Origin of the sequence: Mycetocola zhadangensis (genome assembly GCF_003668565.1) — a bacterium.
GTDB classification, from domain to species: Bacteria; Actinomycetota; Actinomycetes; order Actinomycetales; family Microbacteriaceae; genus Mycetocola_A; species Mycetocola_A zhadangensis.
Genome location: NZ_RCWJ01000001.1, coordinates 854,177 through 866,037, shown reverse-complemented (window position 1 = coordinate 866,037; position 11,861 = coordinate 854,177). Strand labels below are relative to the sequence as shown.

The window sequence follows — 11,861 nt, the reverse complement described above, 5'->3', positions numbered from 1 at the left end:
GACGCAGGCAGGCTGGACCATAATCCCGGTAGCTAGACTGACGGTCATGAGCGAGTCTATGAAGCCAGCACCGTCGACCAGCCCCGCCCGGGTGCGCACCCGCCACTTCCAGCGTGCCAAAGAGCAGGGCATCAAGATCACCGGCCTCACCAGCTACGACATGCTCACCGCGACAATCTTCGACGAGGCCGGCATCGATTTCCTGCTCGTCGGCGACTCGGCCGGCAACACGGTGCTCGGGTACGACACAACACTTCCGGTCACGATCGACGAGCTCATCCCACTCACTCGCGCGGTCGCTGGCGCGGCCAAGCGCGCTCTGGTCGTCGCTGACATGCCGTTCGGCTCATATGAAAACGGTCCGGAAGAAGCGCTCAAGACCGCGCTGCGCTTTATGAAAGAGACCGGGGCACAGGCTGTGAAGCTCGAAGGCGGGGAACGCAGCCACGACCAGATCCGCCGCATCGTCTCGGCAGGCATTCCGGTGATGGGACACATTGGCTTCACCCCCCAGAGCGAGCACGGCCTCGGCGGGCACATCATCCAGGGTCGCGGCGACGCGTTCGACCAGCTGATGCGCGACGCGCGTGCCGTTCAGGACGCCGGTGCGTTCGCCGTCGTCCTTGAAATGGTCCCGGCCGAAGCGGCTGAGCGGGTCACGGCCGAACTGGACATCCCGACCATCGGTGTCGGCGCCGGACCGCACGTGTCAGGTCAGCTGCTCGTGTGGACCGACTTCGCCGGCCTCACCACCGGTCGCATACCCTCATTCGTGAAGAAGTACGCTGACCTGCGCGGTGCCCTCACCGATGCCGTATCCACGTTCCGCACCGAGGTTGCTGACGGCGTCTACCCGGGTGACGAGTACAGCTACCACTAGGCCAGCCTCAGCGGTCGTCGGCTTCCTCTTCCTCGGCCCACTTGCGACTGTTCGCCCGCATCTTGTCGAGCGCGTGTGTCGCTTCGGCCTCGGTCGCAAACGGACCTGCACGGTCGACGGACGGCGACTGATAGCCGCGTTCAACCTGCCCGGTCTTCATGTTGTACCAGTATTGCTTCGACGGATCTTCGGCCACGAGGTGCCCCTCTCTGGATCGCTAAGCTTGATCCTATGCCCAAGGACATGAACGGCCATCTGATTCCCGGCGTCCGCTCCCCCGAGCGCCAGGTTCCCCCGCGTATTTCCCGTCCAGAGTATGTCGGCAAGAAAGCCCCGGCAAAGTACACCGGAACTGACGTCTACTCGGCGGAGGACGTCGAACGAATTCGCAGGGCAGGACGAATTGCAGCGGATGCCATCGCTCTCGTTGGCGAGAACGTCAGGCCTGGCGTCACAACTGACCAGCTTGACGAGATCGGGCATCGCTATCTCATCGAGAACGACGCGTATCCATCCACACTCGGCTACCGCGGGTTCGCGAAGTCGCTCTGTAGCTCGGTCAACGAGGTCGTCTGCCACGGCATCCCCGACGACACCGTGCTCGAGGACGGCGATATCGTCAACATCGACATCACGGCGTTCGTCGATGGGGTCCACGGCGACAGCAACCGTACCTTCATCGCAGGCGAGGCCCGGGATGAGGTGCGACTCCTGGTCGAGCGCACCGAAGAAGCCCTGCGACGCGGCATGAAAGCCGTCGCACCTGGCCGCCAGGTCAACGTAATCGGCCGAGCCATCGAGTCATATGCCAAACGCTTCGGCTACGGCGTCATCCGCGACTTCACCGGGCACGGCGTCGGCCGGGCGTTCCACTCCGGCCTGATCATCCCGCACTACGACTCGGCTCCCCAGTACGACACGGTGATGGAGGTCGGCATGGTGTTCACCATCGAGCCCATGCTCACCCTCGGAACCCACGAGTGGGACATGTGGGCAGACGACTGGACAGTGACCACCAAAGACAAGAGCATGACCGCGCAGTTTGAGCACACCCTCGTCGTCACCGAGTCCGGCGCTGACATCCTCACCCTGCCATCAGGAGCAACGGCATGACGAGCACCACAACCGCCGTCGGAATCGACATCGGCGGAACCGGAATCAAAGGCGCCATTGTCGACCTGGCAACCGGCACACTCGTGACCGAGCGCATCAAGGTGCCCACACCGGCCGGCGGGTCCCCTGAGGGCATCCTCGAGGTCACCGCGCAACTCATCGACCGGCTGGGCCTTCCCCACCCCGACATTCCGGTCGGCGTTTGCTTCCCCGCCGTGGTCAAGCACGGCGTCACCCTGTCGGCAGCGAACATCTCGAAGGAGTGGATCGGCCTCGAGGCCGAGGCTCTTTTCGAAGAAACTCTCAAGCGGGACATCACATTTGTGAACGATGCGGATGCTGCCGGTTACGCAGAAGCGCAGTTCGGCGCTGCGAAGGGAATCGAGGGTGTTGCTCTGATGACGACCCTCGGCACCGGTATCGGCACAGCAATTCTGCACAACGGTGTCCTCGTCCCGAATGCTGAGTTCGGGCACATCGAGATCGATGGTGTCGACGCGGAAACGCGCGCATCGAATGCGGCTCGTGAGCGCGAGGGGCTGTCGTGGAAAGACTGGTCCAAGCGGCTGCAGACCTACTATTCACGGCTCGAGATGTACTTCTCCCCCGACCTGTTTGTCGTCGGAGGAGGCGTCTCGAAACACCATGAGCAGTTCCTGCCGCGGCTCACGCTCACCACGCCGATCGTTCCTGCTGTTCACCGCAACAACGCCGGTATCCTCGGCGCAGCGTCACTCGCCGTGCGCACGATCCCACCGCTGAGCTGAGTGCGGGTGAATGGGCCGGCTGATACGCCGGGTTCTGTTCAGGTGCTTTCACACCCTGGACGACCATCTCTCTCGAGGCTACGTTGCCGCAGCCTTCTAGCGGCCCACCCGAGGACGGGACGAGCAGCCCCATAGTCCTCTGTCTGACCTTGCTCCGGGCGAGGTTTACCGAGCCGGCCGGGTCACCCCGGCCGCTGGTGGTCTCTTACACCACCGTTTCACCCTTACCAAACGCTTTCGCGCCTGGCGGTCTACTTTCTGTTGCACTGTCTCGCGGGTTACCCCGGGTGGGTGTTACCCACCACCCTGCTCTTTGGAGCCCGGACGTTCCTCGGCGCCATTGCTGGCGACGCGGCCGTCTTGCCGACCCATTCACAGTTCGAGCTTACCCGTCGGCGAACGGCTCAGAGTTCGATTACCAGAGCCCTGACTCTTCGGTGCGCACCATGATGGCGCCGCATTCGGGGCACTCGAGCACCTCGTCGATCTCGGCGGCACGCACTTTCGCGAGTTCGTTTCCGGTCAATGACATGGTGCAGGCGCCGCAGGTTCCCGCCTGGAACAGGGCAGCGCCGGTTCCGGTCTTGGCACGCAGCTTCTCGTAGAGGGACAACAGGTCCTTCGCGACCGAGTCCTCAAGCAGCCCACGCTGTGCGCTCAGAGTGGCATGTTCCTGCGCCAGTTCGTCGAGGGCAGCCTTGCGCCGGTTCGCAATATCCTGCAGCTTCTCAGCCAGGTCATTGTCGAGGTCGCGAGTCGCCGAAAGCTGTGCTTCGGCGATCTCGACCCGTTCCATCACCACAAGTTCCATATCTTCGAGGTTCGTCTTGCGGCGGTACAGCGATTCGAGCTCAGACTCGAGCGCTGTGACGTCTTTCACACTCGAGCTGTGGTTCACGCGCTCGGTGTCACGCGCGATTCGTGCGTCAACGACTCCGGCGTCGGACTCCAGCCGGCCAAGCTCGGTCTTCGCGTCCTCGAGCTCACCGAGGTCCGCGGCCAGGCGCGCGCTGAGTTCGGTGCGTTCCTTGGAGACCGCGACGTGTTCAGCGATCTCGGGCAGGCTCTTCTCGCGATGGGCGACGCGGGCGAGCCCGGAATCGATGGTGTGCAGTTCAAGCAGTTTCTTCTGCTCGGCGAGGCTAGATTTCACGTCGGTTCCCTTGTGGTTTTCGAGTTTGGAGTTATAGGAAGGGATCGTCACTGCGTGACGACGAAGTCCCAGGGGTCTGTGCGGATGTCGCTCACCTGAACGGTCAGATCCGGAAGTCGTTCACGCAGCTGAGCGGCGGCGACATCGAGCCAGAGCCATTCGCTTGCCCAGTGCGACACATCGATCAGAGCTGGGCCGTGACCCAGACCCGCCTGCTCTCGGGCTTCCGAGGCGGGATGGTGCCGAAGATCGCTCGTGACATACACGTCTGCGCGAGTGACGGCATCCGTCGATAACAGAGAATCACCCGCACCACCGCACAACGCCACCGACTCAATGATGCTGTCGTAGTCGCCGGAGACACGAATGCCTGTCGCGGTCGCCGGGAGAATCTTGGCCAGCGAGTGCGCCAGATGACCAAGCGTTCGCGGCTCGGGTAGCCGGCCGGCCCTGCCGATGCCGGTTTCGCCGTCGGCGGAAGGAACGAGAGGAGTGATGTTGGTGAGGCCGAGCAGCGTGGCCAGGACACCTGAGGTTCCGTCGCTCACCACGTCGGCGTTGGTGTGCGCGGCCAGAAGCGCGCAGTTGCCGCGAATCAACCGGGTCAGAATCGACCCCTTATACCGATCGGCCGCGACGGTCGTCACGCCGCGAAGCAAAAGCGGGTGGTGCACCAGGAGAAGGTCGGCACCGATGTCGAGAGCTTCACTTGCGGTGTCTGCGACCGCGTCGACCGCGAGCAGCACACGGGAGACGGAATCGTCGGGGTGGCCAGCAATTAAGCCTGAGGCATCCCAGCCTTCGGCTCCGGCGATGGGCCACAGCGATTCGATGACGTCGGAGACCTCGCGAAGTGAATATGGCACAGGGCCAGCCTACAGAAAGCGTGGTGCTTCCTGGGCCGGCCCTGTGCCGAGTTGCCTGGTGTGGCTTAGTACCAGTTCACCGACTGGGAGTGGGACCAGGCGGAACACGGGGACCCGTATGCGCGCTGGATGTAGTCGAGACCCCACTTCACCTGGGTGGATGCGTTGGTCGCCCAGTCACTGCCAGCCGAGGCCATTTTGCTCCCGGGGAGAGACTGCGGAATTCCTGTCGCGCCGCTCGATGCGTTGCGTGCCGTGTACGACCAGCCGGACTCTTTCTGCCAGAGCTTGTCCAGGCAGGAGAACTGAGCTTCGCCCCAGCCGTAGGAGGACTGGGCGAGAGCACGTGCTGTAGCGCGGGCGCCGTCAGGCGTGTTAGCTACTCGTTGCGCCTCTGCCGCCGCCGCAGCGGCTGCCGCGGCAGCTTCAGCGGCCAGACGATCGGCTTCGACTGCTGCTGCCTGAGTTTCGGCTGCCGTCTGCTGTGTCGACGCAGCGAGGGCCAGTACGGTGTCGCCATCATGGCTCGCGTATGAGGCCAGCGACGCGACACTCGCGGCGAGAGGAGTGGTGTCTACCTTCTCCTGCACAGCAACAATAACCTGGTTCGCTTCGGCCAGAACGGCTTCGGCCTGCTGGTTCGCTCGGGCCTCAGAAACGGTATCGGCTGTCGCGTTGAGGGCGGTGGCGAGCTGGGTTTTCGATCCCTCTATCTGTTCGCCTGTCGCGATCGACTGAACCCTGGCAACATTCGCCTGGATTGTGAGGAACGATGCGATGGCGACGCCGAGGACGACGACCGCTGCGATGAGAATTTGGGCGCGGGTGAATCGTTTGAGTATGAGCATGATTTCCGGGATTGTGCCGGCGCGCGTCAGTTCGCACGTGGCGTGAGCCTGGACACAGCTCTGCCGTGCTCATAAAGAGGAACGGCGGCCGGGTCGTGGCAAACGGGCGCCAATAAGGCTGCGCGCTCTGCGGCTGCGTGGATGACTGTCAATGTCGGGACGACGCGGAACCTGCCGCGTCACACCTGCTCGTTCGGGACCGCAGGCGACTGATTGTCACAGTCTGTACGGCCCGTCTGTGAAAAACCTGCCTCTGACCTGTACAAACCGTGTGTGGCCACGCGCCAGCGTTCAGCGAATACTAGACCCGCACACCACATTGGTCCACCCGCTGTCGCGCTCCGTGTTGAGGGAGAAGAGTTCGATATGGCAGATCGCCGACGCAAATTGGGAGGTAACAAGTGTTTCTTCACGTGCAACGACTGATCAACGAGATAGTGCCAGACGAGCCGGATCCGGCGGCAGCGAACGCCCTGCAGGAAGGGCTCGGAGGCCAGTTCGGTGAGATGCGTACGATGATGCAGTATCTGTTCCAGGCGATGAATTTTCGCGGACCGAACGGTAAGCCGTACCGTGACTTGATGCAGGGCATCGGGACGGAGGAGATCAGCCACGTCGAACTGATCGGCACCACGATCTCGCGGCTGCTCGATGGTTCGCCCGAGTACTCCGGGAAACCAGGCGACCCGCTCGACAAGCCCGGATCCGGCGGAGCAACTCCGCTGAACATCGCACTCTCCGAGAGCAACATCCACCACTACCTCGTCGCTGCGCAGGGCGCGATGCCGGTTGACGCGGCAGGCAACCCGTGGAACGGGAGCTGGGTGTACAACTCAGGAAACCTTGTGCTTGACCTGCTGTACAACCTGATGCTCGAGTCGACCGGGCGGCTCCAGAAATGCCGGATTTACGAGATGACCGCCAACAAGACCGCGCGTTCGACACTCTCTTACCTGATCGTTCGCGATCAGGCACACGAGAATGCCTACGCCAAGGCGCTCGAAACCCTCGGTGTCAACTGGAAGACATCGCTCCCGATCCCGAAGACCAACGCCGAGAAGTTCCCTGAGGTCAAGAAACTGCTTGACCTGGGACTGCAGAGCAAGCAGTACACGTTCGATCTCACCGGCGCATCGGAGGCGGGAAAGATCTTCCAGGGGATGTCCCCTTCAAACGATGGAACGGAGCTCATTGCGAACGAGCAGGCGCCAGCTGGGGTCCCGTCAGTCATCGCACCTGAGCGTTTTGAAGAGTTCGCTCCTGGTCTCGACAAGGACCTGATGGCGTTGATCCAGGCGACAGCGGAGATGGAACTCGCCGACATCGAGGCGCTGTACGCGCCGGTCGCACCGAACAAATAAAAACAAAAAAAGGACGGTCCGCGCTTTTGCACGGACCGTCCCTTTTTCCTGTTTGTGGGCCCTACCGGGATCGAACCGATGACATCCACGGTGTAAACGTGGCGCTCTACCAGCTGAGCTAAAGGCCCCCACTGCGCAAGGCAGCGTGATCATGTTACACAGGTTTCGAGTGCACCTCGAAATCGCGGCACTCAGGCCGGCTGGTACTGCAGGCGCTCGATCGCGGTGCGGTACGCCTCGAGGGAGCGTGACTCCCCGGGTGCCGTGATGAAACTGGCGCGAATGATTCCGTCGATGTCGATGAGGAACGTTGCGCGGTTTGCGAATCCCTTCTCGCCGAGGAAGACGCCGTACTCCTTGCTGACCTGCCCGTGCGGCCAGAAATCGGAGAGGAGCGGAAAGTCGTAGCCCTCCTGCTCAGCCCACGCCCGCAAAGTGAATTTCGAGTCAACAGAAATACCCATCAACTCGACGCCCTCACTCTGAAACAGTGAGAGGTTATCGCGGAGCTCGCACAGCTCGCTTGTGCATCGTCCGGAAAAAGCCAACGGGAAGAAAACCAGGGCAACCGCTCGGTTCCCGCGAAAGCTTCCCAGTTGAACGGTCTCACCAAACTGGTTGACCAGTTCGAAATCGGGGGCTCGAGTGTCGTTCTCCAGAGCCATAGGTGCTGCTTCCTTTCAGGCCTAAGCCCGGTACCGCCGCACGAGGAATGCCCGCGCGGATCAGGAACACATGCTAGACCTCGACATCCGCATCACCAAAGTGAAGGGGTATTTGACGCTCGGCCATCACAATGTCACCCGCGGGGTTTGTAAGTCGCTAGGCTGATCTGAGGTGCCTGCGCGTGTCGTAACCCGACCCTGTCTGACATTTGCACCTCGGAAAACCAGGCACGATCTGCCCATACAGAAAGGTCGACGGTGACTGTAAACGACCAGGACCCCTACTCGGTTGACAACTTCGATGCTGATCCCGAAGAAACCGCGGAGTGGCAAGAGTCGCTCGACCAGCTCGTCGCAGCCCACGGCCACGGCCGTGCGCGCGAAATAATGCTGAGCCTGCTCAAGCGTTCCCGTGAACTGCACCTCGGGGTTCCGATGGTGCCGACAACGGATTACATCAACACCATCGCGCCGGAAAACGAGCCTGAGTTCCCCGGGAACGAAGACATCGAGCGCCGGTACCGCGCCTGGATTCGCTGGAACGCAGCGATCACCGTGCACCGCGCACAGCGCCCAGGTATCGGTGTCGGCGGGCACATCTCGACCTACGCGTCGTCTGCCGCGCTCTACGAGGTCGGTTTCAACCACTTCTTCCGCGGCCAGGACCACCCGGGCGGAGGCGATCAGGTCTTCATCCAGGGTCACGCCTCACCCGGCACCTATGCCCGTGCGTTCCTCGAAGGCCGGGTCTCGACCGACCAGCTCGACGGGTTCCGCCAGGAGAAGTCGCACGCTCCTCACGGCCTTTCGTCGTACCCGCACCCTCGCCTCATGCCGGAGTTCTGGCAGTTCCCGACGGTGTCGATGGGCCTCGGCCCGATCAACGCCATCTACCAAGCACAGGCCAACAAATACCTGACGAACCGAGGCATCAAAGACGCCAGCGACCAGCAAGTCTGGGCGTTCCTCGGTGATGGCGAGATGGACGAGGTCGAGAGCCGTGGCCAGCTTCAGGTCGCCGCGAACGAGGGACTCGACAACCTCAATTTCGTCATCAACTGCAACCTGCAGCGCCTCGACGGTCCCGTGCGAGGCAACGGCAAGATCATCCAGGAACTCGAGAGCTTCTTCCGTGGCGCTGGCTGGAACGTCATCAAGGTCGTCTGGGGCCGCGAGTGGGATGACCTGCTCGCCCGTGACTCGAGCGGAGCCCTGCTCAACCTGATGAATGCGACGCCCGACGGCGACTACCAGACGTACAAGGCAGAGAGCGGCGCGTTTGTTCGCGAAAACTTCTTCGGCCGCGATGAGCGCACGCTGAAGCTGGTCGAGGACTACTCGGACGAGCAGATCTGGAACCTCAAGCGCGGAGGCCACGACTACCGCAAGGTGTACGCCGCCTTCAAGGCAGCCGCTGAGCACAAGGGCCAGCCGACGGTCATCCTCGCGAAGACCGTGAAGGGTTATGGTCTCGGTCCGTCCTTCGAGGGCCGCAACGCGACGCACCAGATGAAGAAGATGACTCTGGACAACCTCAAGATGTTCCGCGATGAGATGCGCGTTCCGATCACGGACTCACAGCTCGAGGAGAACCCTTACCTTCCGCCGTACTACCACCCCGGTACGGATGACGAGGCGATTCAGTACCTGCACGAGCGCCGTCGCGCCCTCGGCGGATACGTCCCTGAGCGCCGGTCGAAGTACACAGACATCAATCTGCCTGACGACTCCACCTACGCGATCGCGAAGAAGGGTTCCGGCACCCAGGAGATCGCCACGACGATGGCGTTCGTCCGGCTGCTCAAGGATCTGATCCGCTCGAAGGACTTCGGCAACCGCATTGTGCCGATCATTCCTGACGAGGCACGCACCTTCGGAATCGACGCGTTCTTCCCGACCGCGAAGATCTACAACCCGAAGGGGCAGCACTACACCTCTGTTGACCGTGAGCTTCTGCTCGCTTACAAGGAGAGCCCCCAGGGCCAGATCCTTCACGTCGGCATCAACGAAGCAGGTGGCGCAGCTGCGTTCACCAACATCGGAACCACGTACTCGACCCAGGGTGAGCCGCTCATCCCGATTTACGTGTTCTACTCGATGTTCGGTTACCAGCGCACCGGCGATGCTCTGTGGGCTGCCGGTGACCAGATGGCGCGAGGCTTCATCATCGGCGCCACGGCCGGTCGCACTACCCTGACCGGTGAGGGCCTCCAGCACGCTGACGGCCACTCCCCTCTCCTGGCCTCGACTAACCCGGCAACCGTCACGTACGACCCCGCTTACGGCTATGAAATCGGACACATCGTCCGTGCGGGCCTCGAGCGCATGTACGGCGGTAAGCACGAAGACCCGAACGTGATGTACTACATCACCGTTTACAACGAGCCGATCGTTCAGCCAGCTGAGCCGGAGAACCTCGACGTCGACGGGCTCCTCCGCGGTATCTACAAGGTCAAGGGTTCAGAGGTCGAAGGCCCGCGTGCTCAGCTGCTCGCTTCCGGCGTCTCCGTTCCGTGGGCGATCGAAGCACAGAACCTCCTCGCTGAGGACTGGGGTGTTTCAGCCGACGTGTGGTCTGTCACCTCCTGGTCCGAACTGCGCCGCGACGGGATCCGCGCTGAGGAATACAACTTCCTCAACCCGGATGCCGAACCTCAGGTTCCGTACGTCACCGCACGTCTGAAGGACGAGCAGGGTCCGTTTGTCGCGGTGAGCGACTTCATGCACGCGGTACCTGACCAGATCCGCCAGTTCGTTCCCGGCGACTTCGCGACCCTTGGGGCTGACGACTTCGGATTCTCGGACACCCGCGCCGCCGCACGTCGCTACTTCAAGATCGACGGTCCGTCGATGGTCGTTCGCACTCTGGAGATGCTCGTGGCCCGAGGAGAAATCGACGCGTCACTGCCCGGTCGCGCGATCGAGAAATACAACCTCCTCGACGTCAACGCGGGAACCACCGGCAACGCCGGTGGCGAGAGCTAACCATCGCCACCCCGCCCGTGCCACGCTCAAAAGGCGAGACGCTCGCCTGGCTGCGCCGGCTGTCTGGTGAGCTTGCCACCACGACGCTGAAGCAACTCGAGGACACGCTGCCCTGGTATGCAGAAATGCCACCAGGGCGGCGGTCCGCGGTCGGGCTCGTTGCCCAAGCCGGCATAACCTCGTTCATCGCCTGGTTCGACGACCCCAAGTCGACACCGTGGATCGCGGCCGACGTGTTCGGAGCTGCGCCACGCGAACTCCTGCGCTCGGTGAGTTTGCAGCAGACGCTGCAGCTCATCCGTGTGACCGTCGAGGTTGTCGAGGAGCGGATCAAGGACGGCGGTGAGGACCTCCGCGAGGCGATCCTGCTTTATTCTCGCGAGATCGCCTTCGCGGCTGCCGATGTCTACGCCCGCGCCGCCGAGGCCCGCGGGCTCTGGGATGCCAGGCTCGAAGCCCTCGTCGTTGACTCCATCCTCTCGGGTGAAGCGGACGATGAGCTTCCGAGCCGAATCGCTGCGCTGGGCTGGCACGGCCACGGCGAAGTCGCTGTTCTTGTGGGAACCACACCCCCACAGCTCGACGTCGATCAGCTTCGCCGCACCGCGCGACACATGGCTGCCGATGTTCTCATCGGTGTTCAGGGCGGAAGGCTTGTTCTTGTCATCGGCAGGGCGGAGACATCGCACGGGGTTGACGACGAGGAGATCGGTACGGCCGCATCACTCAGCTTCGTTGAGATTGCGACACATCTCGAACCCGGATTTGGATCGGGTTACCTGGTTCTCGGACACGCTGTTCCGACGCTCGTTGAGGCGTCGAGGAGCGCTCGTGCGGCCCTCGCAGGATTCGCGGTTGCCCGCGCATGGCGTCACGCGCCGCGACCGGTGCAAGCCGATGACCTGCTGCCCGAACGGGCACTCGCCGGGGACGCTTTAGCTCGCACCACACTCATTGAGCGGATCTACAAACCCCTCCACGCTCACTCCACGGAACTCGTGACAACGCTTTGGTGCTACCTCGACAACGGGCGTTCCCTCGAAGCCACAGCACGTGAACTCTTCGTCCACCCGAATACCGTTCGCTATCGACTCAAACGCGTATCGGATGTCATCGGCTGGGATGCGACTGGCGCTCGCGAAGCGCTCATTCTTCAGTCAGCACTGATCCTCGGGTCCATCGCCGAACCCGACGGTCTTAAGCGTCGCCGCTAGACGGCAACC

11 protein-coding genes, 1 tRNA gene and 1 other RNA gene are annotated in these 11,861 nt (G+C 62.5%); 6 read left to right on the top strand and 7 right to left on the bottom strand.

Annotated elements, in window-relative coordinates; genetic code table 11:
* The first annotated feature begins 46 nt into the window (after positions 1-46).
* The gene (panB, locus tag D9V28_RS04195; RefSeq protein ID WP_121658404.1) at positions 47-880 is read left to right on the top strand and encodes a 3-methyl-2-oxobutanoate hydroxymethyltransferase; all 834 of its coding nucleotides are present in this window, start codon (positions 47-49) and stop codon (positions 878-880) included.
* 7 nt (positions 881-887) lie between these two features.
* On the opposite strand, the gene D9V28_RS04190 is transcribed toward panB, so the two are convergent.
* On the bottom strand, positions 888-1,076 hold the full coding sequence (locus D9V28_RS04190; protein WP_308472395.1) for an SPOR domain-containing protein: 189 nt from the start codon (positions 1,074-1,076) through the stop codon (positions 888-890).
* 35 nt (positions 1,077-1,111) lie between these two features.
* On the opposite strand from D9V28_RS04190, the gene map reads away from it, so the two are divergent.
* Positions 1,112-1,993 (top strand): type I methionyl aminopeptidase, encoded by an 882-nt coding sequence (gene map, locus D9V28_RS04185; protein WP_121658403.1) that lies wholly within the window; start codon positions 1,112-1,114, stop codon positions 1,991-1,993.
* The gene (ppgK, locus tag D9V28_RS04180; RefSeq protein ID WP_121658402.1) at positions 1,990-2,760 is read left to right on the top strand and encodes a polyphosphate--glucose phosphotransferase; all 771 of its coding nucleotides are present in this window, start codon (positions 1,990-1,992) and stop codon (positions 2,758-2,760) included. Before map ends, ppgK begins: the two co-directional genes overlap by 4 nt.
* A gap of 7 nt (positions 2,761-2,767) precedes the next feature.
* Here the strand turns inward: ppgK and rnpB are convergent.
* From rnpB to D9V28_RS04160, 4 genes are all read right to left on the bottom strand, one after another.
* Positions 2,768-3,131, bottom strand: an RNA gene (gene rnpB, locus D9V28_RS04175) — RNase P RNA component class A.
* A gap of 44 nt (positions 3,132-3,175) precedes the next feature.
* Positions 3,176-3,913 (bottom strand): zinc ribbon domain-containing protein, encoded by a 738-nt coding sequence (locus D9V28_RS04170; RefSeq protein ID WP_147440907.1) that lies wholly within the window; start codon positions 3,911-3,913, stop codon positions 3,176-3,178.
* A 47-nt stretch (positions 3,914-3,960) separates the two neighbouring features.
* On the bottom strand, positions 3,961-4,779 hold the full coding sequence (locus D9V28_RS04165) for a Nif3-like dinuclear metal center hexameric protein (RefSeq protein ID WP_121658400.1): 819 nt from the start codon (positions 4,777-4,779) through the stop codon (positions 3,961-3,963).
* A 65-nt stretch (positions 4,780-4,844) separates the two neighbouring features.
* A complete protein-coding gene (locus D9V28_RS04160; RefSeq protein WP_121658399.1) occupies positions 4,845-5,627 on the bottom strand; it encodes an aggregation-promoting factor C-terminal-like domain-containing protein in 783 nt (260 codons plus the stop codon).
* 401 nt (positions 5,628-6,028) lie between these two features.
* Between D9V28_RS04160 and D9V28_RS04155 the strand changes: the two genes are divergently transcribed.
* Complete coding sequence (locus D9V28_RS04155) at positions 6,029-6,988, top strand: manganese catalase family protein (RefSeq protein WP_121658398.1); 960 nt, start codon at positions 6,029-6,031, stop codon at positions 6,986-6,988.
* Between the two features lie 55 nt (positions 6,989-7,043).
* Here the strand turns inward: D9V28_RS04155 and D9V28_RS04150 are convergent.
* Together D9V28_RS04150 and D9V28_RS04145 are read right to left on the bottom strand one after the other, a co-directional pair.
* Positions 7,044-7,116, bottom strand: a tRNA-Val gene (locus D9V28_RS04150).
* Positions 7,117-7,179: 63 nt separating this feature from the next.
* Entirely contained in the window at positions 7,180-7,653 is a 474-nt protein-coding gene (locus D9V28_RS04145; protein WP_121658397.1) for a peroxiredoxin, read from the bottom strand.
* A gap of 258 nt (positions 7,654-7,911) precedes the next feature.
* Here D9V28_RS04145 and aceE point away from each other — a divergent pair, with 258 nt between their 5' ends.
* Positions 7,912-10,638 (top strand): pyruvate dehydrogenase (acetyl-transferring), homodimeric type, encoded by a 2,727-nt coding sequence (aceE, locus tag D9V28_RS04140; protein ID WP_121658396.1) that lies wholly within the window; start codon positions 7,912-7,914, stop codon positions 10,636-10,638.
* Between the two features lie 17 nt (positions 10,639-10,655).
* Entirely contained in the window at positions 10,656-11,852 is a 1,197-nt protein-coding gene (locus D9V28_RS04135) for a PucR family transcriptional regulator (RefSeq protein ID WP_121658395.1), read from the top strand.
* Positions 11,853-11,861 lie beyond the last annotated feature (9 nt).

What these genes read in the sequence shown, in the direction of transcription:
- panB (WP_121658404.1), top strand. Translation starts at nt 47, where the DNA reads ATGAGCGAGTCTATGAAGCCAGCACCGTCGACCAGCCCCGCCCGGGTG.
- map (WP_121658403.1), top strand. Translation starts at nt 1,112, where the DNA reads ATGCCCAAGGACATGAACGGCCATCTGATTCCCGGCGTCCGCTCCCCC.
- D9V28_RS04145 (WP_121658397.1), bottom strand. Translation starts at nt 7,653, where the DNA reads ATGGCTCTGGAGAACGACACTCGAGCCCCCGATTTCGAACTGGTCAAC.
- ppgK (WP_121658402.1), top strand. Translation starts at nt 1,990, where the DNA reads ATGACGAGCACCACAACCGCCGTCGGAATCGACATCGGCGGAACCGGA.
- D9V28_RS04160 (WP_121658399.1), bottom strand. Translation starts at nt 5,627, where the DNA reads ATGCTCATACTCAAACGATTCACCCGCGCCCAAATTCTCATCGCAGCG.